Below are 24,552 nucleotides of genomic sequence, written 5' to 3' on the forward strand. Positions count from 1 at the left end.
CTCAACGGAGAGTCTCCATGCCCCAGCCCATATCTGACGCCGCCGCCGTCTCCGTCTCGACACTCTGGGCCGAGGGCCGAGGCCGACCCGACTTCCTGGCCACCGGCATCCCGTCTCTCTCGTGGCAGGTGACGACGGATGCGCCGGGCTGGTTGCAGGCATCGGCCGACATCGAGGTGCGGCGCGGCTCGGGCCCCGCCTCCGCGGGCAATGGCGACGTCGAGTCGTTCACAGTCGAAGGCCGCGAGTCGCAGCACGTCGCGTGGCAGGCCACTCCCCTCCGCGCATACGACACGGCCGAGGTTCGCGTGCGGGTGCACGGCGAAGACGGCTCCACCTCGGAGTTCAGCGATTGGGCAGCTCTGCGCACCGGTCCGCTCTCGGCAGATGACTGGGTCGCACCGTTCATCGCGGTCGACGGGCCGACCGACGCCGACCTCGCGCAGAGCAGCAACCTCGAGCGCGGCACCGTGCGCTTCCGCACCGAGTTCACCCCGCGCGACGACGTGACTTCCGCGGTGCTCTCGGCCACCGCTCACGGCCTATACGAGTTCACCCTCTCGGGCAGCGTCGTGGGCGACGAGGTACTCACCCCCGGCTGGACCGCCTACGACGACCGCCTCACATTTCAGAGCTACGACGTCACCGACCGCCTCGCGGCCGGCGAAGCAGTCGTGCTCGGAGCCACCGTCGCCGAGGGCTGGTACCGCGAGCGCTTCGGCTTCGACGGAAACTTCGCCACCTTCTACCCCGGACCGATCGCCCTCTCGGCCCAGCTCGTCATCACCTACGAAGACGGCACCATCGAGCGCATCGTCACCGACGACCGCTGGCAGGGAACAGCCGCGGGGCCGGTCGTGAGCGCGGGCATCTATCCGGGCGAGGCATTCGACGCCCGGCTCGACGACGACGCTCTCCTCGCCGTCGGCACCGAGTTCCCGAAGCCGGCCTCCACGCATGAGCTCAGCCCCGAGCAGGCCGACCCCGCGCGTCTCGTGCCGTCGTTCGCACCGCCCGTTCGGCGCATCCAGAACGTGCCCGCGCAGCGGATCTTCAACTCGCCCTCGGGCAAGACCCTGGTCGACTTCGGCCAGAACCTCGTGGGCTGGCTCGAGCTCACGGTCGATGCGCCCGCTGGGCACGAGGTGACCCTGCGCCATGCCGAGGTGCTCGAAGACGGCGAGCTGGGCATCCGGCCGTTGCGCTTCGCGAAGGCGACCGACACGTTCACGGGCGACGGTCGCGGCGAGCGCACGTGGAGCCCGCGGTTCACGTTCCACGGCTTCCGCTACGCCGAGATCACCAATTGGCCTGGTGAACTCAGACTCGAAGACATCTCGGCCGTCGTCGTGCACAACGACATGGTGCGCACCGGCTACCTCGAGACGAGCAATCCCCTGCTCGACCAGCTGCACTCCAACGTTCTCTGGGGCATGCGCGGAAACTTCCTGAGCCTGCCGACCGACTGCCCGCAGCGCGACGAGCGCCTCGGCTGGACAGGCGACATCCAGGTCTTCACACCCACCGCCAGCTACCTCTACGACACGAGCGGCTTCCTCGGCTCGTGGCTGCGCGACCTCGAGGCCGAGCAGCGCAAGGCGACCGGCGTCGTTCCGTTCGTCGTGCCGAGTCCGCTGCCGATGCCGCCGATGGCCGCCGCCGCGTGGGGCGACGCCGCCACCCTGGTTCCGGATGCCCTCTTCGAGCGTTTCGCAGACCGGGCCGCGTTGGCCGCCCAGTACGAGAGCATGACCCGGTGGGTCGACGTGGTCGATGCACTGGCCGGAGAGAACCACCTGTGGGCGGGCGGGTTCCAGTTCGGAGACTGGCTCGACCCGAGTGCGCCGCCAGAGAACCCGGCGAAGGCGAAGACCGACCCCGACATCGTGGCGACGGCGTACTTCTACCGTTCCGCAGCACGCACCGCGGAGGCTGCCCGCGTTCTCGGCCACTCAGCCGACGCGAACCGATACGGCGAGCTGGCCGACGGCATCCGGGGCGCGTTTCTGCGAGAGTATGTGACGCCCTCTGGCCGCATGATGTCGGATGCGCACACCGCGTATGCGATCGCGATCGGCTTCGAGCTGATCATCGAGCCGCGGGCGCTGGCCGCAGCGGGAGCGCGCCTCGCGGAGCTCGTCCGCTCGCACGGCTACCGCATCGGCACCGGATTCGTGGGAACTCCCCTGATCTGCGACGCACTTGTTCGCGGCGGACAGAGCGATGTGGCGTTCCGGCTGCTGCTCGAAGAGGGCTGCCCCTCGTGGCTCTACCCGATCACCATGGGCGCGACCACCATCTGGGAGCGCTGGGACAGCATGCTTCCCGACGGCAGCATCAACCCCGGCGAGATGACGTCGTTCAATCACTACGCCCTCGGCGCGGTCGCAGATTGGATGCAGCGATCCATTGGTGGAATCGCCCCGGGTGCCCCGGGATACGCGGTCGTCAAGATCGCTCCCGTGCTCGGCGGCGGGCTCACCCGTGCGCACGCGAGCCTCGAGACCGGCTTCGGTATCGTCGACGTGTCGTGGATGCTCGAGGGCACGTCGTTCTCGCTCGTCGCGGTGGTTCCGCCCAACAGCTCGGCGCGCGTGACTCTGCCCGGCACGGTTTCGGCCGACGCGATCGAGGTGGGATCAGGGCGGCACGAGTTCACGGTTGACGTGTCGGCTCTCGTGTCGGTGGCTGCGCCCCAGCCACTGACGATGCAGACGCCGCTTTCCGAGATCGTGGGGGACACGGAGGCTCGCGACGGGCTGGAGGCGCTCTTCGCCGAGCTCGGCTACTTCATCGGCCTCGGCTGGACCGCTAACGGAAACTGGAAGACGGGCAGCCCTCTGGGGAAGTCCCTCATCATGATGCCCCCGCACAACGTGGCCCGCGTGGAGCAGTACCTGACCACCCTGAACGCCGCCCGCGGCATATACTCCTCCGCGCCGGTCAAATAGGCCCGCGAGGAACGAGCCGCCGTATCGAGACCACACCACAGTGGTCTCGATACGCTTCGGCCGCAGGCGGCCTCGGGCTACTCGACCAGCGCACCTCACGTCGCTCGACCAGCTCAACCCCGCGCTGATCGAGTAGGCCGCCCGCGGCCGTATCGAGATCACTCCCGCCGCTTCCAGACCTTTTTGCTCAACCCTGGAAGCCTGTGCAGTTCACCCGAGATGAGCGCCTCCCGCTTGGCGCGACTCCACCCCTGAATGCGCTTTTCCATGGCAAACGCCTCATCGACCCGGTCGTACTCCTGCGAGAAGACCAACTCGACCGGCAGACGACGCTTGGTGTACTCGGCGCCGTGTCCGGAAGTGTGCTGCTCGACGCGCGCATCGAGCTGCCAGGTGCTCCCGACGTAGTAGCTTCCGTCTGAGCAGCGGAGGATGTACACGTGAGGCATGCGGATGATTATGGCCGGTGCCGCGCGGCTGCCGTTGGAGTTCTCCACAGGGGTGGTCTCGATACGCTTCGGCCGCAGGCGGCCTCGGGCTACTCGACCAACGCAGAACCTCGCCGGTCGAGTAGGCGCGCGAGGAACGAGCCGCCGTATCGAGACCACACCACGATGGTCTCGATACGCTTCGGCCGCAGGCGGCCTCGGGCTACTCGACCAACGCAGAACCTCGCGGCCTCGGGCTACTCGACCAACGCAACACCCTCGCGGCCCGTGTAGCGGAAGGCGGTGAAGAGCACCTCACCGCGGGTCGCGTATAGGCCGATCACCCTGCCCGTGAACGATGCCGCGGTCTCCTGAGAGAGGTAGCGGCCGTCGACGCGCGCCAGCTCATGGCGCGAGCCGTCGGTGGTCGTCGCGCTCAGCACCACGAGATCGCTCGTGAGGTTGGGCAGAAAGCCCTCGCCCGTCGAGGCCACGAAGTCGAGGCCGAGAGTGACGGGCGAGTCGGAGGGCACATCGACGGACCACTCCTGCCGGATGCCGGCCACGGCCGCCCGCGCGGTCACGACACCACCCGACACCTCCACCTCGTAGTGGTGCAGTTCGTCGTAGCGAACCGCGAGCCCGCCGACTCCGGATGCGCCGGGATCGACGACGACAGACGCCGAGGCGACCGGATGCTGCTGCCGGTACCCGAGGAACGCCGGCCTCAGGTCGTCGAGGGTCGACCCATCGCCGGTCAGCACGACATGACCGGGCAGGGCACTCGACGACGCGAACGAAGACGGATACCGCCGCACCCCGATCCACTCGAGTCCCAGAGAAGAGCCCTCGAACGAGTCAGAGAAGACGAACTCCCCCGGTCGCGGGTTCAGCAGCACAGGGTCGGCCTCGAGCCAGCCGTCATCAGTCCAGCGCGCATCGGTGATGAACGTCTCTCGGCCCATCGCCGAGAACGCCTGGGTCATACCCGTGGGCCGCATGCCCAGCATCACGATCGCCCAGCCGCCATCCGGTGTCTCGACCAGATCGCCGTGACCGGTGTTCTGAATCGGGCGCGCTGTACTGCGCGCAGACAGGATGGGGTTGCCCGGCCCAGACTCGAAAGGCCCGGCCGGGTGCAACCCGCGGGCCACGCTGATGCCGTGGCCGCGCTCGGTGCCACCCTCGGCGATCACGAGATACCAGTACTCGCCGCGCATATAGAGGTGCGGAGCCTCGGGGAACTTCAGCCCCGTCCCACTCCACAGCGAAACCGGCGAAGACAGCACGGCTCCGGTCGAAAGATCGACGGTCACCTGCAGAATTCCGGCGTGCTCGCCGGGCGGATTTCCGCTGGTGACGTCGAGGCCCGAGTAGGTGACGTAGGCGCGACCATCAGAATCCCAGGCGAGATCCGGGTCGATGCCGTGCACGCCGTCGATCACAATGCCGTCGCTCCAGGGGCCAGCCGGATCCGAGGCTGTGAAGACGAGCATGCCCCGGCCCATCGCATCCGTCACGACCACGTAGAACACGCCGTCGCGATGACGGATGGTGGGAGCCCAGGCGCCGCCGAGCGTCGGCACAGAGTGCGACGCGAGCTGACCCTCACGCGAGACGACGTGGCCGATCTGCTTCCAGTCGACGAGATCACGACTGTGGAACACCGGGATGCCGGGCAGGTATTCGAACGTCGAGTTCACCAGGTAATAATCGGCGCCGACTTTGACGACACTCGGGTCGGGGTAGAAGCCCGCGATCAGCGGGTTGGTCCGCATCACGAAGAAAGAGCGGTGACGTCGATCGACTTGCTGAACGGCAGGTTCGAGACGCTGGTTCCGGCGTGCAGCTGGAACGCGCCCTGCTCGTAGTGCCACCCCGCTGAGCCCTGCGCATCCACGCCCCAGTCGGCGAAGGCGCGAGCCGACACGGGAATGGTGACCCACGTGCTCTCTCCCGGTTCGACGCGAGCCGCTGCGAAACCGACGAGCCAGCGCACCGGACGCTCGATCGACGAATCCCGACGCGAGGCATACACCTGCACGACCTGCTTGCCCCGGCGCGAGCCCGTGTTCGTGACCCGCACGGCCGCCGAGACGGTGCCGCCCTCAAAGATCGTCGAGCTGTCGAGTGCGAAGTCGTCGAGCGACCAGCTCGTGTAGCCCAGCCCGTGGCCGAACTCGTAGGCAGGTTCCGTGCCGGCCTTCAGCCAGGCCCGATACCCGATGTGGATGCCCTCGTCGTACGACACCGCACCGTTCTGGGGCGTCACGTCGATCACGGGCACGTCGGCCTGCTCGATCGGCCACGTCGTGGGCAGGCGACCACCCGGCTCCGCGAGCCCGAGAAGGATGTCGGCGACCGCGTCACCATACTGCTGCCCTCCGAACCAGCTCAGCAGCACGGCCGAGACGTCGTCTCGCCACGGCAGAAGCACGGGTGAGCCCGAGTTGACCACCACGACGGTGCGCGGGTTCACAGCGGCGACGGCGCGCACGAGCTCGTCTTGACGACCCGGCAGAGCGAGCGAGTCGCGGTCGTAACCCTCCGACTCGACGCGCGAGTTCGTTCCGACCACGACGACAGCGACATCGGCTCCGCGCGCCGCTTCGACGGCGTCGGCGATGAGCTGCTCAGGGTTGGAGGTGTCTGGCTCGATACCGATCGTGATGCTCAGCGCGCCCGCGAGCGGCCCGCCCTGCACGATGTCGTATTCGATGGTCACGTCGATCGGCGTACCCTCGACGACGGGTACCGCGATCGAGCTCGACGGTGGCGCGAGGAATGCCGCGCCGAGGTCGACGCCCTCCGTGATCACATTCTCCTCGTGCAGCAGCTCGCCGTTCACGATGACGCGACCGTTGCCCGAGCCCGCGAAACCGAGCAGGATCTCGCCCGTCGCATCCGGTGTGTAGCGCGTGGTGAACTCGAGCATCGAGGCCCGAGCGATGGGGGCGTCGCCGCCGAACCACACGAGCGCCGACGCACGGCGGTCTTCGTCGAAGATCGAGGCACCGGATGCGTCGAGGAAGCGAACATGCGCGCCGGGTTCACCGGTGGCCGGGTTGGTCATCCGGTCGAGGGGCAGCTCAGCGATGCCCTCCTGCACGACCGCGCCGACCGAGTAGCTGACCGTGGCGTCGGGCAGCGCGGAGCGGAGTCCGTCGAGCGGGGTGACGACCTTCTCGGGAAGAACGGTGGCACTTCCGCCACCCTGGGTGCGGGCGAATCGGGCGTTGTGGCCGATCACGGCGACCGATGTCAGCGACGAGGCGTTCCACGGCAGCTCTGCGTTCTCGTTGCGCACGAGAACGGCTCCCTCCACCTCGGCTGTGCGGGCGAACGCGATTCCGTCTTCGACGACCACCGGCTCGGGCACCACGGCGTCGAAGCCCTCGAGCGCTCCGACCCGCGCGGCGAGCGCCAGCAGGCGCAGCACCTTGCGGTCGATGGCAGACTCCTCGACCTCGCCAGCGCGCACGGCGGCGACGAGGGCATCGCCCCAGGGGCCGGCGGGGCCGGGCATCACGAGGTCTTGCGAGAAGCGGGCACTGTTCACGGAGCGCACGGCGGTCCAGTCGCTGATCACCACTCCGTCGAAGCCCCACTCCGAGTTGAGCGGGGTCTCCAGCAGCTCATTCTCGGTGACGGTGGAGCCGTTCACCGAGTTGTACGAGCTCATGACCAACCAGGCGTGCGCCTCGGTGATCGCTTTCTCGAAGGCCAACAGATAGAGCTCACGCAGGGGTCGCTCGGCCACTCGCACGTCGACGGTGAAGCGGTCGGTCTCGAAGTCGTTGGCGATGTAGTGCTTGGGGGTCGCGCCGACGCCGTTCTCCTGCAGGCCCTCGACGTAGGCCGCAGCCAGGTCGGCGGTGAGAATGGGGTCTTCGCTGAACGCCTCGAAGTGGCGGCCTCCGAGCGGCGAGCGGTGCAGGTTGATGGTCGGGCCGAGCACCACGTCGACACCCTTGCGGCGCGCCTCGACGGCGGCGACGTTTCCGTAGCGGCGGGCGATAGCCGCATCCCACGACGAACCGAGTGCGGTGGCCGAGGGCAGATTGAGCGACGGGCTGCGCTCGTCCCACACCTCGCCGCGAACGCCCGAGGGCCCATCAGAGACGAGGATGCGACGCAGGCCGATCTTCTCGATCGGCCAGGTGGCCCAGAAGTCGTGGCCCGTGAGAACGAGCACCTTCTCTTCGAGGGTGAGCTTCGCGAGAAGCTCGAGCAGTCGCGGGTCGGTGGAGGCCTGGATGTGGTCGGTCATGTCTCAGTTGCTTTCTGTGGAACGAGGGGCGTTGGAATAGCTCAGGCCGTGGCCGAAGTCGAAGAGCGGGTCGGTGAAGCGGTGCGGCTGGTCGAGGTCGCCCGCGAGCACGTCCTCCATCGAGCGCGGCATTTGGAACGGAAGCCGTCCTTGCGGCTCGGCACGCCCGAAGAGCACGTCGAGCACGGCCCGGTCGCTCGAGCCGAAGTCACCGACGAGGGCGGCGGCCTCAGCCGCGATCTCGGGGATGACCGCAGGGCGCTCGAGGTTCTGCACCACGACGGTCGGCCGCGCCGCGAGAGTCTCGCGAATCTGCGCGAGCTCGTCGGCGGGCACATCGAGCGGCCCCGAGTGGAAGTTGCTCTCGAAGATCGTCGTCTGCCGGTGGTCGTGCGGGGTGGCCAGTCGCAGAATGACGACGTCGGCATCGTCGATCGACGACGCGACCTCGGCATACGAGAACAGCACCGCGTCGTCGATATCGGGCGCGAAGACCTTTATGCCCGCCGACAGCGGCAGGGTCGGATGCGCCGGGTCGCCGTTCGTGAGCAGCGTCAGCGAGCGACGCTGGGCCTCGAGGCCGGCGGCCACGAGATCGGCCCGGCCCACGACATCCGCCGCCTTCGTGGGGTCGAGCGGCTCGGCGTCGAACAGGCCGAGGCGCAGCTTCTCGCGCAGGATGCGCGTGACCGAATCGTCGATGCGGGCCTCGCTCACGCGGCCGTCACGCACCAGCTGAGCCACGAGCGAGCTGTCGTAGTCGCCCCCGAACTGATCGACTCCGGCCTCGAGTGCTCGCTGCGTGCGGGCTGGCGGATCGAGCTGCTCGATGCCCCACGCCCGCGCGACAAAGGGCTGCCCCATGATCTCGTGATCGTTCAGCACACCCCAGTCGGTCGAGATGATGCCCTCGAACTCGAGGCCCTCGCGCAGCATTCCGGTGATGACCTGGCGGTTGAAGGCGAAGGCCACCTCTTCGAGCTCGGTGCCCACGGGCATGCCGTAGTAGGCCATGACCTGGTTGGCACCGGCCGCGAGCGCGGGCGGGAACGGGGCGACGTGTTCGGCGAGGTGGCCACCGGGGTACACCTGTTCCCTGCCGTGGGCGAAGTGCGGGTCCTCTCCGTCTTTCTGCGGTCCACCACCCGGAAAATGCTTGACCATCGTGGCCACGGAATCGGGCCCGAGCTCGGGAGTCTGCACGGCCTCGATGAACGCCGAGGCGAGCTCACCCGTGAGAGTCGGATCACCGCCCCAGGTTCCTGAGATGCGCGACCAGCGCGGCTCGGTCGCGATGTCGATCTGCGGGCCGAGCAGAAGGCGGATGCCGACGGCCCGGAATTCCTGCCGCACCGCGTCGCCGAAACGGCGGGCGAGCTCGGGATCGCGGGTGGCGGCGAGCCCCGTGGGCTCCGGCCAGGCCGAGAAGGCACCGGCTGCGTGGGATGCGCCCGCGCGCTCGGTCGCGGCGGAACGCGGGTCGCTCGACACGGTCACGGGAACCCCCGACCCGGTCTGCTTTGCCAGCACCTGCAGGGCGTTGTACCAGCGCGCCTGCTCGGCCGGCGTCAGCACGTTCACCAGGTTCATGTGGGTCACGTGGTGCTTCACGACGTAGTCGTGCACGGGGCCGGGCAGAAGCGGGAGACCGTCTTCGGCGGGAATGGCGGAAGGGTCGACGAAGGCCATGGCGTGGAACATCTGGCCCGCCTTCTCGTCGAGGGTCAACGACGAGACGAGCTCTGCCAGCCGGGCCTCGCCGGCTTCGTCGAGTTCGAGCGAGCGAGTCATGGGGTCTCCTTGTGTGAGGGTGGATCAGAGTGCGGCAGAGAAGGAGTCGCGAGCACGCGCACGTCCCAGGCGCCCAGCTCGAGGGCCGAGCCCGAGCCGAGAACCGGGCCATCGGCATCCAGCACGTCGACGAGCTCGCACGGCGTGGCGACCGACTGCTCGAGCCACGACCAGTTGTGCACGAAGTACACGCGGCGTGCGTCGGGGCCGGTCGAACTCGTCACGGTGACGCTGGGCGGCAGGTTCTCCCAGCCGGCCACGGGCTCGGGAACGAGCCACTCGGCGATCGAGTGAGCGAGCTGCTGGTTGGGCACGGTTCCGACCATCGTGATGCGGCCCCTGCCGTGGGCACGGGTCGTGACGGCGGGCCAGCGGCCGAAATGCGGATGCACATACGACACGAGGTCGTCGGCCGTGGTCGGCGTGAGCCCGTCGATCCAGTCGGTCGCGGCCGAGCCGTCGCGCAGCGCGAGGCCGGCTACGCCGTCGGGCGCATCGGATGCCGTGGTCACCTCGAGCGGTTCGACGAGATTTGCGAGTTCGTCGTACCAGGCGCCCGCCGCGTCGTCGAGCAGCGCGGGCTTCTGCTCGAGGCGAGCCCTGCCCTCCCTGTCGGCGTAGGCAGAGCGCGGGCCGAGAACGAGGTGCCCTCCGGCCGCGGCGTAGTCGCGCAGCCAGTCGAGTTCGGAGTCTGCCGCCGTGAAGAAGGCCGGCACGATGAGCACGGGCAGCTCTGCCGCCACCGCGGCGGCATCCCGACCACCGATCGGCGCGACGCCATCCGCTGCCCTCGACTCGAAGAGCTGCTGCGGCCGCACGAGCCGGGTCTGCAGGCCTGCGTCGAACGCGCCCCGCACGAACGACGCCATGATCTTGCGGTAGGCGTCGGCATCGAGGTACTGACCGGGGGCCTGAAAGGGCGCCTGCGACGACAGGGCGAACTTGCTGTCGGAGTCGTAGAGCACGGCGACGTCGACGTCGGGCGTGCCCTCTGAGATGAGGTCGCCAGCGCGGCCGAACTCGCCGCCGAGCAGGGCCAGCTCGCGATAGGTGCGGCCGGGCTTCTGGCTGTGCGGCAGGATTCCGCCCCAGTAGGTCTCGGTTCCGAAGTGCAGCGTGTGCCAGTGCCAGTACTCGATCATGTCGGCGCCGCGTGCCACGAGCGCCCAGGCCGCCTGCCGCCACTGCCCGTCGTAGGGCGAGAAGTTCATGGGCGAGTGCCCGATCGATGACGCGTTCGTCTCGGTCACGAGAAAGCGCGCCTGCTTCGACGAGTACATGAGGTCGGCGAGGTGGAAGAGCGCCCAGGTGCCCTTCACGATCCAGCCGGTCGAGCGCTCGTCGGTCGACGGGTGCGCCAGCGAGGACTCCATCTCGTAGTACGCGTTGCCGCTCGCCACATCGAGTTCGGCCGAGAGATCGACGTCTTCGACACCGAGCTGGTCATACGAGATACAGGTCGTCACGAAGTGCCCAGGGGCGGCGAGTTCTCGCACGATCGCGGCCTGCCAGCCGATGAAGTCGGTCACGAGCTGCGCCTGGAAGCGCCGCCACGCGAGGTCGTACTGCGGCTGCATGTTGCCGTCGGGAACCCACAGGTCGTCCCACGTCGAGAGCCGATGCGACCAGTAGACGAGGCCCCACTCGCGGTTCAGCGTCTCGACATCACCGTACTGGTGCCGCAGAGAGTCCTTGAACGCCTCGAAGACACCGTGGTTGTAGAGCAGGCGGATTCCGGGTTCGTTGTCGACCTGATACCCGATGATCGCGGGGTGGTCGCGATAGCGCGTGACGATGGCGCGGATGATGCGCTCGGCGTGAAAGAGGAACGCGGGGTTGGTGAAGTCCATCTCCTGCCGATTGCCCCAGCGGTTCGGCACGCCGGTCGCCACATCGGCCGCGACCTCCGGATGCGTGCGGGCCAGCCACATGGGCAGGGCGTACGTCGGCGTGCCGAGGATCACGCCGATGCCGCGCGCGTGGGCGCCGTCGAGTACGGGCTCAAGCCAATCGAGGTCGAAGACACCGTCTTCGGGCTCCCAGGTCGACCAGACGGACTCGCCGACGCGGATGACCGTGAACCCGGCCTGCTGCATGAGGTCGAGATCCTCGTCTAGCCGAGGGCTGGGCTGGTACTCGTGATAGTAAGCGGCTCCGAAACGGATGCTCACAGAGCTCCCGCCTGCTGGCCCTGCTCGGCGAGAAGACGCTCACGATCGGCCCGACGCTGCTCCTGGCGCACCGGATCGGGCACCGGGGCCGCGAGGAAGAGCCGCTGCGTGTACGGGTGCTCGGGGCGCGCGGTGACCTGGTCGCCGTCGCCCCACTCGACGATCTCGCCGTGATACATCACGGCCACGCGGTGGCTGAGGTTGCGCACCACCGCAAGGTCGTGAGAGACGAAGAGGTAGGCCACGCCGGTGCGCTCCTGAATCTCCTTGAAGAGATCCATGACCCGCGCCTGAGTCGACAGGTCGAGAGCCGACACCGGTTCGTCGCACACGATGAGTCGAGGCTCGAGGGCGAGCGCGCGGGCGATCGCGATGCGCTGGCGCTGGCCGCCCGAGAACTCACGCGGCAGCCGGTCAGCAGCAGACTGCGGCAGGCCGACCTGGTCGAGCAGCGAGAGAACCCGCCTCGACGCCTCCTTCGCCGCGATGTTCTTGACCGTCAGCGGCTCGACGAGGATCTGCTCGATCGTGAGCGAGGGGTTGAGCGAGGTGTAGGGGTCTTGGAAGACCACCTGTATCTCGCTCGAGAGCGCGCGACGCTCACGGCGTCCGAGGTGAGCGATATCGGCACCCTTGTAGAGGATGGAGCCGCCCGTCACCGGAGCGAGTCCGAGCACGGCGCGACCGAGCGTGGTCTTGCCCGATCCCGACTCTCCGACGAGGCCGACCGTCTCTCCGGCGCGGATGTCGAGCGAGACTCCCTTGAGGGCCTTGAAAGGCGCCTTGCGGAATCCCTTGATCGGGTATTCGACCACGACGTCTTTGACGTCGAGCAGCAGCTCACTCATCGCAGGCCTTCCTTCTCAGTCTGTGCTGTCTCAGTGCGTGCCGCGACGAGCTCGCCGCGAGGTTCGCCCTCCTCGAGGATCGCCGCGAAGAGCGCTTTGGTGTATTCGTGCTCGGGGGCCGCGAAGATCGAGCGCACCGGCCCGGTCTCGACGATGCGGCCTGCACGCATGACCGACACCCGGTCGCACAGATCGGCGACGACGCCGAAGTTGTGGGTCACCAGGATCACGCCCATATTCAGCTCTGCCTGCAACTCGCGCAGCAGACTCAGGACTTCGGCCTGCACGGTGACGTCGAGCGCCGTCGTGGGCTCATCGGCGATGAGCAGATCGGGGTCGCACGAGATGGCGCCGGCGATCAGCACGCGCTGGGCCATACCGCCCGAGACCTCGTGCGGATACGCGTCGAAGGTGCGCTGCGGGTTCGGAATGCCCACCCGCTCGAGCAGGCCGAGCGCACGCTTGGTCGCCTCGGACTTGCTCAGGCCGAGGACCACACGCATCGGCTCGACCAGCTGGGAGCCGATCGTGAACGACGCGTCGAGGTTCGACATAGGCTCCTGCGGAATGTACGCGATCTTCGCGCCGCGGAGCTTTGTCATCTCTTTCTCCGTGGCGTGAGCCAGGTCTTTGCCCTCGAACGAGATAGACCCGTCGATGACTCGACCTCCGTCGGGCAGCAGCCGCAGCACACTCCAGGCGGTCTGGGTCTTTCCCGATCCCGACTCGCCGATCAGCCCGTGCACCTCGCCGCGGCGCACGCGCAGCGAGACGTCGTTGACCACGACCTTGATCGACCCGTCGGGCTGGTCGTAGCCGACAGCGAGGTTTCTGACCGAGAGCAGCTCTTCGCCGAACGGGTTGCCGGTCGATGAGCGACCGCCGTCTTCGGGGTCTGGATGCACGACCACGGGGTGCACGATCTCTCCGGGCTCCGAGGCGGCCGGCTGCTCGAGGGCCAGGCGGCGCTCCTCCTCAGAGATCGTGGCCATGCCGACTGTCGAGAGGTGTGCGGCCTTGACGATGGGAGCCTCGGCTGCACGGTCTCGGTTCTTGCGGCGCTTGACCGGACCGGCGGTTCGTTCGAGCTCGTCGCGCATGACGTTGGCGAGCAGCGTCAGCGCGATACAGGTGAGTGCGATCGCCGACGCCGGCCAGATCATGAGATCGGGGTTCGTGTAGATCTTGGCGAATGCGTCGTTGAGCATCGATCCCCAGCTGGGCACGGTCGTGTCACCGAGGCCGAGGAAGTCGAGCCCTGCCTGGATCGCGATCGCGATGCCCGTGATCATCGCTGCCTGGATGATGACGGGAGCGCGCACGACCGTGAGAATGTGTCGGGCGATGATCCGAGCATCCGAAAGCCCTGCGACTCTGGCGGCATCAACGTACAGTTCGTTGCGCACCGCCGAGACCGAGGCGTAGACGAGGCGGAAGAACGCCGGCGACAGCAGCACACCGAAGATCGCCATCGAGAGCCACATCGACGGGCCGAGCACGGCCCGGGCAGCGAGCAGCACGACGATGCCGGGCAGAGCCATGAGCAGGCCTGCGAACCACGACGAGACCGAATCGAACCACTTGCCGAAATATCCCGCGATGAGACCAGCGACGACGCCGATCACCGCCGCGACCACGAGGGCCAGCAGCGCACCGGCGAGGGAGAACCTGGTGGCGAAGAGGAGGCGCGAGAGAACGTCGCGCCCGGCCGAGTCCGCACCGAGCGGATGCGCTCCCCCGGGAGGAGCGAGAACGTCCTGCAGCGAGGCCGTGTTCGGATCGGCTGGTGCAAGCAGGGGGGCGAAGATCGCCGAGAGCACGAGAAGCGCGAGGAAGATCAGCGCGATGAGCCCCACGGGGTTCTTGAGCAGCTTGCGAAACAGAGACACGCGCGCGGCGCGCTCTTCGAGCCCAGGGGTCAACTGCGGATCGGGAAGGGGCATGGAGGAGGTCACGAGAGTCGCACCTTCGGGTTGAGGAAGCCTTGCAGAATGTCGATGACGAGGTTCACGACCACGACGATGATGGCGGTGACCACGACGAGACCCATCACCAGCGGGATGTCGCCCTGGTTGGTCGCGGCGACGGCCACCTGGCCGAGGCCCGGAATGGCGAAGACCTGTTCGACGATCACGGCGCCACCGAGCAGGCCGACGAATTGCACGGCGAGAACGGCGAGAGCAGGTCCCCCCGCATTGCGCAGTACGTGCTTGTAGATGACGCGATTCGCTGAGAGCCCGCGACTGCGGAGCGTGCGCACGTAGTCCTGGCGCAGCGCGTCGATGACGGATCCGCGGATCTGCTGCGTCACACCGGCGATGCCGCCGATGGCTAGCGCGATGACGGGCAGGGCGATCGACGACAACCAGCCTGACGGCGAGGTCGCGAACTGCACGAAGCCGGTCGGCTTGAACCAACCGAGGTTGATGGCGAACACGATCACCAGGCCAAGGGCGATGAGGAAGCCGGGAATCGCGAAGCCGAGAACGGAGATGACCTGGACGAGCCTGTCGGGCCAGCCTCGCCGACGCGCCGCCCACACTCCGAGCAGAACGGCGACGATCGCGCTGATGAGCGTCGCGCCGATGACAAGCGACAGGGTCACGGCAACCCGTGAGGAGATGGCCTGGATGACTTCTTGACCGGTGAACCACGACGTACCGAAGTCACCGACGACGGCGTGGGAGACCCAGTCGATGAACTGCCCGTACAGAGGCCTGTCGAGACCCAGCTGTTGCGCCTTCTGAGTGACGGTCTCGGCCGTTGCGGTCTGGCCGAGGATGCGGCGGGCGATGTCGCCACCGCCGATATAGAGCAGGCCGAAGGCGATCGTCGAGATGACGACGATCAGCACGACACCGGAGGCCAAGCGCCTCAAGATGAATCTCAACACCATTGTTCCTTTGCGGAAAAGAAGAGGGATGACGCCATGGGGAATGCCCCGTCGGTGCCGACGACACGAGGTGCCGGCACCGACGTGGCTCCGAGGGGCTACGCCTTCGGCGTGATGTTCCAGAGGTAGGGCACCGCGTTGCCGGGCTGCATGACCACCGAGGTGTTGGCATCGGTCATGTAGGTCGACTGCGTGCGGTACCACGGCGCGAACCAGGCGTTGTCGACGAGGTACTTGTTGAGATCCTTCGCAGCCTGGGCCGACTCTTCTTCGGTGCCGTTCTGAACGGTGGCGATGTATCCATTCACCGTGTCATCAGACGTGTGGTACGGGTTGAAGGTTGCCGTGGGAGAGATCAGGAACTGAATGAGCTCCCAGTCGCCGCCCTGCTGCAGGGGGATGTAGACGACGGGGTACTTCGGCGTCAGGACGTCGGCGATGAAGTTGTTGCCCGGCTCGCCGTATTCCACGGTGATGCCGACATCGGCCAGCTGCTGCTGGATGAGGGTGAACGTCGAGGCTCCGAGAAGGGGCGAGCTGGGCATCTGGATGGTGACTCCGTCGGCGTAACCTGCCTCGGCCAGAAGCTCCTTGGCCTTCGCGGGGTCGTAATCGTAGGCCGAGTCGAGGCTCTTGTCGTAGGCGGCGGAGCGCTCCGGGAACACCTGAGTGGTCGGAGTGCCGAAGCCATTCTCGACGGTCTTCAGCATCGCGTCCTTATCGAAGGCGTAGTTGATGGCCTGTCGCACCTTGACGTTGCTGAGAGCGGGGTCGACGGTGCCGTCGCGATCCATCAGGGTGAGTCCTGCCCAGTTCAGCTCGAGCGGGTTCGAGGTGAAACCGGAGGCCTCCATCTGGGCGATGTCGTTGTTGTTGACCGTGTTCGTGGCGTTGACCTGTCCGCCCTTCACCGCGTTGAGCAACGCTGTGGGGTCGGTATACACGTTCATCACGATCTTGTCGTAGTGCTGGTTCTCGGGCTTCCAGTAGTCGGGGTTCTTGTTGAACACGTAGGAGGTTCCGATGACGGTGGCCGCGGTGTCGAGAGTGTAAGGACCACTGCCCACCGGAACGGTCTGGATGTCGGCGGAATCGAAGGCGCTCGGCGCCTCGACGAGTCCCGCGTTCTGCGTGAGATAGGTGAGAAGAGCCGGGTTGGCGGCCTTCAGCGTGATCGTGACGGTCTTCGCGTCGGTGGCGACGGCATCCGTCATGTCGACCAGGTACGAGGCGTTGGGGCCGGCACCGTCACGGAAGCGCACGAGGTTCTGGGCGACGGCCTCAGCATCGAGGGCGGTGCCGTCGGTGAACTTCACGTCATCGCGCAGTGTGAGCGTGAGTACCGTCTTGTCTTCGTTGTACTCCCACTTGGTCGCGAGCCCGGGCTGGACCTCGCCCTTGGTGTCGGCCGTGAGAATGGTGTCGTAGACGGCCTGCATGTAGGGCGATTCGTTCGCCCAGTTCGACTGCGCAGCAGCGAACGTGGAGGCCTGAACGATCCCGCCGATGGTGAGGGTTCCTGCCGAACCCCCACTGTCACTCGGTGAAGCGGAGCAGCCGGTCAGGCCCAGTGCGACGACGGCGGCCACCGCCACCAATCTCTTCCATCGGAACATCGTTGTCTCTTTCGGGTGCATGTAGACCCCCATTGGGCTACGTCTGGAGCGACGCTAACATGAAAAGCGAGCGACCACTAGGTTTTGATTGAATCGTTATTTTCGCGGGTAGAGTCGCCCTCATGACTTCTACCGGAAAGCCCCGCGGCTCCTATGCAAAGACGGCCGCCCGGCGACGAGAGATCCTCGAAGCCGGCATCGAGGTCTTCTCGTCGAACGGTTTCCGCAGCGGCTCGATCCGCGAGATCGCCGAACGCGTCGGCATGAGCCAGGCGGGCCTCTTGCACCACTTCTCGAACAAGAACGAGCTGCTCGCGGGGGTGCTCGAGCTGCGCGATGACGAGTCTCGCCGCATATCGAATCTCGACAGCCCTGACGGCCTGGAGCATCTTCGCGGTCTGGTGAGAGTGGTGGAACACAACGCGAGCGTGCCCGGGCTCGTCGAGCTGCACTGTGTGCTTTCGGCGGAAGCAACCTCGCCCGACCATCCGGCCCACAGCTACTTCGTGAATCGCTATCGATGGGTCATCGGCATCACGAAGGCGTCATTCGAGGGCGCACTCGAAGCCGGCCAGCTCACCCCCGGCGTCGATCCCGCCAGCGCGGCGCGCTCTTTCGTCGCGCTGATGGATGGCCTTCAGGTGCAGTGGCTGCTCGACAAGGAGTCCGTCGACATGGCAGAGGAGACGCGTCGCTTTCTTCGCCCGCTCCTCACCGTTCCCCTGTGATTCTTCGTTTCCCTGTGATCCTTCGTGGCCACTAGCTCGCCGCGAGCAGCCCCAGCTTCGCGAACAGATCGTCGAACATCAGCCGCACGTCGAGACGGGTGTAGATGCGCAGCCGTCGCGCATCCGGCACCTCGACGTACTCGCCCACGTCATCGAACGACGGGGTCGGGCGCACCACGTAGTCGCTCGACGACGGGTCGGCCTCGAACGCAGACTGCAGCGCGGTGAGCAGAACGAGCGGGCTGTCGCCGGCGATGTAGGTTTCGCCGAGAAAGATACCGTGCGCTCCCGCCATCCCCGACACCCGCGTGATGGCCCGCTCGAGATGCGCGCCGAGCGCTCCCCCGGGGCCGACACGCGTGATGAGCTCGGCGGTCGAGAGCAGGGTCTGCCGATAGGCGTCGCGAGGAATCTGCCAGATCGGAATGTCGGAGTCACCGAAGACCACCTGGCCCGCGATGAGGTCGATGTTGAGGTTGTACTCGGCACCGGTGGATCCGGGCGGCGGAACGGCGAGCCCTGAGTGCTCGGGTCCACCGATCCACACGAGCGTGAGCCGCTCGGCGATGCGCGGCTCGAGCAGCCAGGCGCTCGCCACTTCGGTGAGCCCCGCTCCGCACGCGAGATAGAGCGGCAACTCGGTGTCGTCGCGCATCGCCTCGGCGATGATCGCGTCGGTCGCCGCAGACCGGATGGGCGTCGCCCGATCGCTCAGCCCGACGTTCGAGCCGGCCACCACCGGCACGTGACCGGCGAGACCGGCGAGCGTCACGACATCCAGAGCCGCACGCGCGGCGTTCTCGGCGGTGACCTCTGACGGATCGAACGGATCGCCTGGCCGCAAATGGGAGCCGATCACGGCGCGGATCTCGACCGAGGGCGAGAGCAGATGATGCGCGAGTTGCAGCAGTCCATCGGGATCGCCCGAGAAGTCGTTATCGATGATCACGCGCGCCCGGGCGGGAACGAGATCGCGGAGTCGGGCGAGAGAGGCTGGCATCAGTGGCATCCTAGGCATCGAGAGTAAAACCAAGCATGCGCTCGGTTTTCATCGATTGTAGCTCTGCCAAGGCGTTTCCCGAGCGCGCCGGCCGAGTAGCCGAGCGAGGAACGAGTGCGGCGTATCGAGACCACCTACACGTGCCTCAGGAACCGGCCCGGCGCATCCAGAAACAGCGAGAGGTTGCGTACCAGGTCGAGTTCAGCCCACTCGGCGCGGCGCAGGCCCCACTCTCCCACCTCGTGAATGACGGCGCCGGGGAACGCGGCCAGCACGGGCGAGTGAGTCGACAAGATCACCTGCGACTTTCCGGTAGCCACGAGGTCTTTCAGAATTCCGATGAGCGCGAGGCAGCCCGAGAACGAGAGCGCGGATTCGGGCTCGTCGAGCACCCAGAGCCCTGGCCCGCGAAACCGAGCCTCGACGAGCTCGAGAAACGACTCACCATGTGACAGTTCGTGAAACCGTGGCTCGGGGCGAACTCCCGGATTCTGCTCCAGATACGTGTAGAAACCGTGCATCGTCTCGGCCCGCAGAAAGTAACCGCGCTTGCTCGCCCCCGCGTTGCGCACCAGTTGAAGGTGCTGCCACAGTGCCGACTCGCTCGATCGGGTCGAGTGCATTGCGCCCGCCGACCCGCCCTCGGCCGACAGTCCGTAGGCCTGGGCGATCGCCTCGACGAGGGTGGACTTGCCCGATCCGTTCTCGCCGACGAACACCGTGATCGGCGCGAAGTCGAGCCCGTCGTCGAGCAACTGCGAGACGGGCGCGAGGGTCGCGGGCCACGCCCCGCGCGGCATCGGTTCGAGCGGATGCTCCTGGGCACGGCGCAGAGGAAAGCTCTCGAAGGCCATGGCCCCATTCTGCCGCGTTCGGCTGTTGTTCAGTCTTTTCGGGGCAATGTCGAAGCGTCGGCGAAGTTGCGCTCACTAGTGTCGGTGCGTTCGTTCTGCGCACCGCCGAGGAGAGACCAACCGATGAGAGCCGACAAGACCCTGTTCACCGGACTCAGCAAGAAGGATCGTCGCGCGCTCGTGCGCGAGCTCGCTCGGCTGGAGCGCGAAGAGACGGCCCGTCGCCGCCGCCGACGACGTATCGCGTGGCGGGCCGGGCTCGGAGTGGTCGGGGTCGCTGTTCTCTCGGTCGGCACCGTCACGATCGTCTCGGCGCTGCAGCCTGCGCCGGTGCTCGGACCACAGAACATGGCGAGCGACGGAGTGCTGCTCTCGGGCAACGGCAAGTCGGTCACGGCCGCGACGACGGTGGCCCTCGAGGCGGGTTCCACGCCCGAGACAAGCACGCTCGACAAGACCGACGGCATGCTGCACCTGGTCGTCTACGCCGACTACGGCAGCGCTGATTCGGCCACATTCGACACCACGAACGGCAGCACCGTGCTGTCGTGGGTGACATCGGGCAATGCGACGCTCGAGCTCCACCCCGTGGCGCTCGACGACTCGGTGAATCAGAACTACTCGAAGCGCGCGGCGAACGCCGTCGCGTGTGTAGCCGATGCAGCGCCCGACAGCGTTCCGGCAGTGAACACGGCGTTGGCCGCCGCACAGTCGACCGCCGGAGCCTCAGGACTGACCGACGACCAGCTCGTGGCCCTCGTGCAGAAGGCGGGCGAGAACGACAAGTCCGTCGCAGACTGCATCACGTCGGGCACGTTCAACGACTGGGTTACGGATGCCACGGGCAGGGCCCGCGCGTCGGTCCCGAACTCCGATGTGCCGGCCCTCAAGACGGCGCCTCTTGTACTGGTGAACGGCACCGCGTACACCGGTGCGCTCGACGACGCGAACGCCTTCGAGTCGTTCGTGAAGAGCGTCTACGCGCCGGCAGCGGACGCGCCGGATCCTGCGCCGGTCGAGTAGCCGCCTCCCTTTGCGCTGGTCGAGTAGGTCGCCCCGCGACCGTATCGAGACCCAGCTCGTGGTCTCGATACGCTCGTTCCTCGCTACTCGGCCGGCGCGGACAGCCAGCTGACTACGCCGCGAACGACTCCAACGTTGCCGCCAGTTCGTCGACCAGCCAGTCGATGTCTTCTTTCGAGATGACGATCGGCGGCGCGAGGCGAATGGTCGACCCGTGCGTGTCCTTTGCCAGAATTCCTCGCGCGAGCAGAGCCTCGCACACGTCTCGGCCCGATGCCAGTGCGGGGTCGATGTCGATGCCGGCCCAGAGACCCGCTCCGCGAACCTCGACGACGCCGCGACCCACGAGCGAGAGCAGGCGCTCGTGCAGGTGGGCCCCGAGTTCGGCCGCGCGGGCCTGGTACTCGCCGGTCGCCAGTAGATCGACGACGGCGTGTCCCACGGCGGCGGCCAGCGGGTTTCCGCCGAACGTCGATCCGTGCTCGCCAGGGTTCAGCACACCCAGGATGTCGGCGTTGCCGACCACGGCTGACACCGGAACGATTCCGCCACCGAGCGCTTTGCCCAGCAGGTAGAGATCGGGCACGACACCCACGAGGTCGCAAGCAAACGTAGCGCCGGTGCGGCCGAGTCCCGACTGGATCTCGTCGGCGATCATGAGCACGTTCTGCGCCGTGCACAGCTCGCGCAGAGCCGGCAGATACGACGCGGGCGGCGCCACGATTCCCGCCTCGCCCTGGATCGGCTCGACCAGCACGGCGACCGTGTTCTCGTCGATGACGTTCGCCACGGCATCCACGTCGCCGTAGGCGACACTGCGGAAACCGGGCGTGAACGGGCCGAAGCCGTCACGAGCCGTCGCATCGTCGGAGAAGCTGATGATCGAGATCGTGCGGCCGTGGAAGTTGCCGTCCATGACCACGATGTTCGCCTGTTCGGGCGCGACACCCTTGACCCGGTAGCCCCAGGCTCGGGCGACCTTGATGCCCGACTCCACAGCCTCGGCGCCGGTGTTCATGGGCAGCACCATGTCTTTTCCGGCGAGCGCGGCCAGCGCGGCCACGAATGGCCCCAGCTGATCGGAGTGGAACGCACGCGACGTGAGCGTGATGCGGTCGAGCTGCGCCTTGGCAGCGTCGATGAGCACCGGGTTCGAGTGACCGAAGTTGACGGCCGAGTACGCGGCGAGGCAGTCGAGGTAGCGTCGCCCGTCGATGTCGGTGACCCAGGCTCCATCACCCGACTCGACGACGACCTGAAGCGGGTGGTAGTTGTGCGCGGCGTGCTCTTCGACGAGCCGGATGGCCGCCGCCTGGCTGGCCGACAACTCCACAGCCACGGGGCTCATCGGAGTTCCAGCGTGCAGCACTTGACGCCGCCCCCGCCGAGCAGGAGCTCGGAGAGGTCGACCTTGATGGGGTTGTAGCCGCGCTCGCGCAACTGCTTCTCGAAGCCCACCGCACGGTTCGCGATGACCACGTTGTAGCCGTCGGAGATGGAGTTGAGGCCGAGGATGGCGCCGTCTTCTTCGCTGACTTCAATCGCGTCGGGGAAGCGCCTCTCGAGCTCGAGGCGGCTGGCCGTGTCGAAGGCGCTGGGCAGGTAGGCGATGTTCGCCGAGGTGTCGCCGGTCAGCGGATCGAGTACGGAGATCGCGGTGTCGAGGTGGTAGAACCGGGGGTCGACGAGGGTCAGGGTCACGACCTCGCGGCCGTAGATCTCGCCGAGCTCTTCGTGACTGTTCGATGCGCTGCGGAATCCGGTGCCCGCCAGGATCACGTCGCCGACGAGCAGGAAGTCACCCTCGCCCTCGTTGGTGTTCTGCGGCTCGGCGACCTCGTAGCCGTGCTCGCGGAACCACTCCATGAACGCGGGGCCTTCGGGCTGGCGCTCCGGGTGTGTGAACAGCGCGCCGTAGGCCACGTTGTCGATGATGAATCCGCCATTGGCCGTGTAGACCATGTCGGGCAGGCCGGGGATCTGGTCGATCAGCTCGACCGTGTGGCCGAGCGAGAGGTAGGTCTCGTAGAGGGTGTTCCACTGGGTGACCGCCAGCGAGGTGTCGGTCGGGATCGCCGGATCCATCCAGGGATTGATGCGGTAGGCCACCGTGAAGTGGTCGGGGCGGCACATGAGGTAGTGCCGCTTGGTGGCGACGCGAGCGGGAGCCGCGGTCTGGCCCGAGTTTTCGAGAGTGGACGTCATGGAAAGTTCCTCCGAGGATGGTCACGGGAGGCGGACTGAGTCCAGTGGCCCGGACCTGTTGCACAGCCGGGCACGCCTGACAACAGTCTTGCACGCGGCAATCCGCGCGTACTGCTCGTTCGACGCCGAACTCGTGCGCGAAGTTCAATCCGTTGCAATAATTCCGCGTATCCTCACTATATGGACGCGCTGGATTACAAGATTCTCGACCTGCTCAAGCTCAATTCCCGCTCGGGCTACGGCGACATCGGCCAGGTCATCGGGCTGTCGGCCTCGGCGGTCAAGCGCCGCATCGACAGGCTCGTGGGCAGCGGCATCATCCGCGGCTTCACCATCCAGCTCGACCCCACCCTCGACGGCACGGTGACCGAGGCCTACGTCGAGCTGTTCTGTCGCGGAACGGTCGCGCCCGCCGAGCTCAAGCGCATCCTCTCGTCTGTTCCCGAGGTGGTCGATGCGGGAACCGTCACGGGCAGTGCCGACGCCATCGTGCACATGCGCTCGCGCGACATCCCGAGCCTGGAACTCGCCCTCGAGAAGGTGCGCATCGCTCCCAACGTCGACCACACACGCAGCGCCATCGTGCTCTCGAACCTGATCCGCAGGTAGCACTGGCAGACTTCGACCCGTGCACGCCGCAAACAATCCGCCCGACACAGACCTCCGGGCCGAATTCACGCGCTTCATGATGTCGTACAAATTCGCCATCGACGAGGTCATGACGAAGATCAACATTCTGCGCGAAGAGTTCAATCATGTACACGACTACAACCCGATCGAGCACGTCAATTCGAGGCTGAAGTCGCCAGAGTCGATCCTCGAGAAGGCGCAGCGCAAGGGACTCGCGATAGACACTGCGGTGATCCGTGAGTGCATCCACGACATCGCCGGAATCCGCATCACATGCAGCTTTCTGAGCGACATCTACAAGATCCGCGAGATGCTCGCGCGCCAGGTCGACCTCACGGTGATCGCCGAGCGCGACTATGTGGCCTCTCCCAAGGCCAACGGCTACACGAGCCTGCACCTCATCGTCTCGATTCCGGTGTTCATGTCTGACAGGGTCGAGCAGGTGCCCGTCGAGATCCAGATCCGCACCATCGCCATGGACTTCTGGGCGAGTCTCGAGCACAAGATCTACTACAAGTACAACCGCGAGGTTCCGGCGACTCTGCTCGACGAGCTGAAAGAAGCGGCAGACACGGCGAACCGCCTCGACCGCACGATGCAGAGCCTGCACACGCAGGTTCGAGAGCTGGATGCGAGCGCCGATGCCGCGGCTGCTTCGGACGAGGGCGTGGTTCCCTTCGGCGATCTCGAGCGGCTCATCGTGCCCAAGGCACTGCTCGATTCTCTGGCCGCGCAGCCTCCGCAGCCGACGTCGGATGAGGCATCCGATGCCTGACGCGACGTTCCCCGGCCACTGGTCGGTGGATGCCGAGGGCTCGGCGCCCCCATTCGAGCAGCTGCGGGCGCGCGTTCTCGAACAGGTCGCTTCGGGCGAACTGCCCGCGGGATTTCGGCTGCCGCCCGTTCGCTCGCTCGCCGAGCAGCTGGGACTCGCGACGAACACGGTAGCCCGGGCGTACAAGGAACTCGAGGCCGACGGCATCGTCGAGACTCACGGTCGCAACGGGACTCTCGTTTCAGCGCAGGGTGACGCGGTCCACCGGGCAGCACAGAACGCGGCGGCGGAGTATGCGGCAAAGACGCGCTCGCTGGGCATCACCTCCGACGAGGCTCTCGCCTTCGCGGAGGCGGCGCTGCGATAAGC

Annotated in this window: 19 protein-coding genes; 6 read left to right on the forward strand and 13 right to left on the reverse strand. The window is 66.9% G+C overall.

Annotated features, from left to right (window positions below; genetic code table 11):
• Positions 1-17: 17 nt before the first annotated feature.
• Positions 18-2,951: an alpha-L-rhamnosidase gene (locus B9Y86_RS04525; RefSeq protein ID WP_085483298.1), complete on the forward strand. Its 2,934-nt coding sequence runs from the start codon at positions 18-20 to the stop codon at positions 2,949-2,951.
• Positions 2,952-3,109: 158 nt separating this feature from the next.
• Here B9Y86_RS04525 and B9Y86_RS04530 read toward each other — a convergent pair whose 3' ends face one another.
• The 9 genes from B9Y86_RS04530 to B9Y86_RS04575 all read right to left on the reverse strand — a co-directional run bounded on the left by B9Y86_RS04530 (position 3,110) and on the right by B9Y86_RS04575 (position 16,968).
• Positions 3,110-3,400: a GIY-YIG nuclease family protein gene (locus tag B9Y86_RS04530; RefSeq protein ID WP_085483810.1), complete on the reverse strand. Its 291-nt coding sequence runs from the start codon at positions 3,398-3,400 to the stop codon at positions 3,110-3,112.
• Between the two features lie 236 nt (positions 3,401-3,636).
• Positions 3,637-5,157, reverse strand: a complete 1,521-nt coding sequence (locus tag B9Y86_RS04535) for a glycoside hydrolase family 43 protein (RefSeq protein ID WP_085483300.1) — start codon at positions 5,155-5,157, stop codon at positions 3,637-3,639.
• Positions 5,157-7,649 (reverse strand): beta-glucosidase family protein, encoded by a 2,493-nt coding sequence (locus B9Y86_RS04540; RefSeq protein ID WP_085483302.1) that lies wholly within the window; start codon positions 7,647-7,649, stop codon positions 5,157-5,159. Before B9Y86_RS04540 ends, B9Y86_RS04535 begins: the two co-directional genes overlap by 1 nt.
• A 3-nt stretch (positions 7,650-7,652) precedes the next feature.
• Positions 7,653-9,440, reverse strand: coding sequence for a glycoside hydrolase family 3 protein (locus B9Y86_RS04545; protein WP_085483305.1), 1,788 nt, complete (start codon positions 9,438-9,440; stop codon positions 7,653-7,655).
• A complete protein-coding gene (locus B9Y86_RS04550; RefSeq protein WP_244894630.1) occupies positions 9,437-11,611 on the reverse strand; it encodes a beta-galactosidase in 2,175 nt (724 codons plus the stop codon). The genes B9Y86_RS04545 and B9Y86_RS04550 overlap by 4 nt, the downstream gene beginning before the upstream one ends.
• On the reverse strand, positions 11,608-12,459 hold the full coding sequence (locus B9Y86_RS04555; protein ID WP_085483307.1) for an ATP-binding cassette domain-containing protein: 852 nt from the start codon (positions 12,457-12,459) through the stop codon (positions 11,608-11,610). Before B9Y86_RS04555 ends, B9Y86_RS04550 begins: the two co-directional genes overlap by 4 nt.
• Positions 12,456-14,414 (reverse strand): dipeptide/oligopeptide/nickel ABC transporter permease/ATP-binding protein, encoded by a 1,959-nt coding sequence (locus tag B9Y86_RS17310; protein WP_425319461.1) that lies wholly within the window; start codon positions 14,412-14,414, stop codon positions 12,456-12,458. The genes B9Y86_RS04555 and B9Y86_RS17310 overlap by 4 nt, the downstream gene beginning before the upstream one ends.
• Positions 14,411-15,355 (reverse strand): ABC transporter permease, encoded by a 945-nt coding sequence (locus B9Y86_RS04570; protein WP_342351707.1) that lies wholly within the window; start codon positions 15,353-15,355, stop codon positions 14,411-14,413. The genes B9Y86_RS17310 and B9Y86_RS04570 overlap by 4 nt, the downstream gene beginning before the upstream one ends.
• A gap of 95 nt (positions 15,356-15,450) precedes the next feature.
• Positions 15,451-16,968 carry an ABC transporter substrate-binding protein gene (locus B9Y86_RS04575; RefSeq protein WP_085483817.1) on the reverse strand — a complete coding sequence of 506 codons (1,518 nt, stop codon included), beginning with the start codon at positions 16,966-16,968 and terminating at the stop codon, positions 15,451-15,453.
• Positions 16,969-17,090: 122 nt separating this feature from the next.
• Between B9Y86_RS04575 and B9Y86_RS04580 the strand changes: the two genes are divergently transcribed.
• Positions 17,091-17,696, forward strand: coding sequence for a TetR/AcrR family transcriptional regulator (locus B9Y86_RS04580; RefSeq protein WP_085483310.1), 606 nt, complete (start codon positions 17,091-17,093; stop codon positions 17,694-17,696).
• A 31-nt stretch (positions 17,697-17,727) separates the two neighbouring features.
• On the opposite strand, the gene B9Y86_RS04585 is transcribed toward B9Y86_RS04580, so the two are convergent.
• A complete protein-coding gene (locus B9Y86_RS04585) occupies positions 17,728-18,696 on the reverse strand; it encodes a nucleoside hydrolase (RefSeq protein ID WP_217809162.1) in 969 nt (322 codons plus the stop codon).
• 134 nt (positions 18,697-18,830) lie between these two features.
• Complete coding sequence (locus B9Y86_RS04590) at positions 18,831-19,550, reverse strand: AAA family ATPase (protein ID WP_085483819.1); 720 nt, start codon at positions 19,548-19,550, stop codon at positions 18,831-18,833.
• 123 nt (positions 19,551-19,673) lie between these two features.
• Between B9Y86_RS04590 and B9Y86_RS04595 the strand changes: the two genes are divergently transcribed.
• Complete coding sequence (locus B9Y86_RS04595; RefSeq protein WP_176223254.1) at positions 19,674-20,573, forward strand: DsbA family protein; 900 nt, start codon at positions 19,674-19,676, stop codon at positions 20,571-20,573.
• Between the two features lie 112 nt (positions 20,574-20,685).
• On the opposite strand, the gene rocD is transcribed toward B9Y86_RS04595, so the two are convergent.
• Entirely contained in the window at positions 20,686-21,921 is a 1,236-nt protein-coding gene (gene rocD / locus B9Y86_RS04600) for an ornithine--oxo-acid transaminase (RefSeq protein WP_085483315.1), read from the reverse strand.
• A complete protein-coding gene (ddaH, locus tag B9Y86_RS04605) occupies positions 21,918-22,778 on the reverse strand; it encodes a dimethylargininase (RefSeq protein WP_085483317.1) in 861 nt (286 codons plus the stop codon). Before ddaH ends, rocD begins: the two co-directional genes overlap by 4 nt.
• A gap of 180 nt (positions 22,779-22,958) precedes the next feature.
• Between ddaH and B9Y86_RS04610 the strand changes: the two genes are divergently transcribed.
• From B9Y86_RS04610 to B9Y86_RS04620, 3 genes are read left to right on the forward strand one after another with little or no spacing between them, the layout of a single operon-like run.
• On the forward strand, positions 22,959-23,387 hold the full coding sequence (locus B9Y86_RS04610; RefSeq protein WP_044440623.1) for an Lrp/AsnC family transcriptional regulator: 429 nt from the start codon (positions 22,959-22,961) through the stop codon (positions 23,385-23,387).
• A gap of 19 nt (positions 23,388-23,406) precedes the next feature.
• A complete protein-coding gene (locus B9Y86_RS04615; RefSeq protein WP_342351708.1) occupies positions 23,407-24,183 on the forward strand; it encodes a GTP pyrophosphokinase in 777 nt (258 codons plus the stop codon).
• A complete protein-coding gene (locus B9Y86_RS04620; RefSeq protein WP_085483319.1) occupies positions 24,176-24,550 on the forward strand; it encodes a GntR family transcriptional regulator in 375 nt (124 codons plus the stop codon). The genes B9Y86_RS04615 and B9Y86_RS04620 overlap by 8 nt, the downstream gene beginning before the upstream one ends.
• Positions 24,551-24,552 lie beyond the last annotated feature (2 nt).

The sequence above is a fragment of the Agreia pratensis genome, assembly GCF_900177685.1.
GTDB classification, from domain to species: Bacteria; Actinomycetota; Actinomycetes; order Actinomycetales; family Microbacteriaceae; genus Agreia; species Agreia pratensis.

Excerpts from the sequence above, each read along its gene's own strand:
- B9Y86_RS04555 (WP_085483307.1), bottom strand. The coding sequence starts at position 12,459 with ATGAGTGAGCTGCTGCTCGACGTCAAAGACGTCGTGGTCGAATACCCG.
- B9Y86_RS04580 (WP_085483310.1), top strand. The coding sequence starts at position 17,091 with ATGACTTCTACCGGAAAGCCCCGCGGCTCCTATGCAAAGACGGCCGCC.
- B9Y86_RS04610 (WP_044440623.1), top strand. The coding sequence starts at position 22,959 with ATGGACGCGCTGGATTACAAGATTCTCGACCTGCTCAAGCTCAATTCC.
- B9Y86_RS04535 (WP_085483300.1), bottom strand. The coding sequence starts at position 5,157 with ATGCGGACCAACCCGCTGATCGCGGGCTTCTACCCCGACCCGAGTGTC.
- B9Y86_RS04575 (WP_085483817.1), bottom strand. The coding sequence starts at position 16,968 with ATGTTCCGATGGAAGAGATTGGTGGCGGTGGCCGCCGTCGTCGCACTG.
- B9Y86_RS04530 (WP_085483810.1), bottom strand. The coding sequence starts at position 3,400 with ATGCCTCACGTGTACATCCTCCGCTGCTCAGACGGAAGCTACTACGTC.
- B9Y86_RS04525 (WP_085483298.1), top strand. The coding sequence starts at position 18 with ATGCCCCAGCCCATATCTGACGCCGCCGCCGTCTCCGTCTCGACACTC.
- B9Y86_RS04590 (WP_085483819.1), bottom strand. The coding sequence starts at position 19,550 with ATGGCCTTCGAGAGCTTTCCTCTGCGCCGTGCCCAGGAGCATCCGCTC.
- B9Y86_RS04570 (WP_342351707.1), bottom strand. The coding sequence starts at position 15,355 with ATGGTGTTGAGATTCATCTTGAGGCGCTTGGCCTCCGGTGTCGTGCTG.
- B9Y86_RS04545 (WP_085483305.1), bottom strand. The coding sequence starts at position 9,440 with ATGACTCGCTCGCTCGAACTCGACGAAGCCGGCGAGGCCCGGCTGGCA.
- B9Y86_RS04585 (WP_217809162.1), bottom strand. The coding sequence starts at position 18,696 with ATGCCAGCCTCTCTCGCCCGACTCCGCGATCTCGTTCCCGCCCGGGCG.
- rocD (WP_085483315.1), bottom strand. The coding sequence starts at position 21,921 with ATGAGCCCCGTGGCTGTGGAGTTGTCGGCCAGCCAGGCGGCGGCCATC.
- B9Y86_RS04540 (WP_085483302.1), bottom strand. The coding sequence starts at position 7,649 with ATGACCGACCACATCCAGGCCTCCACCGACCCGCGACTGCTCGAGCTT.
- B9Y86_RS04620 (WP_085483319.1), top strand. The coding sequence starts at position 24,176 with ATGCCTGACGCGACGTTCCCCGGCCACTGGTCGGTGGATGCCGAGGGC.
- B9Y86_RS04595 (WP_176223254.1), top strand. The coding sequence starts at position 19,674 with ATGAGAGCCGACAAGACCCTGTTCACCGGACTCAGCAAGAAGGATCGT.
- ddaH (WP_085483317.1), bottom strand. The coding sequence starts at position 22,778 with ATGACGTCCACTCTCGAAAACTCGGGCCAGACCGCGGCTCCCGCTCGC.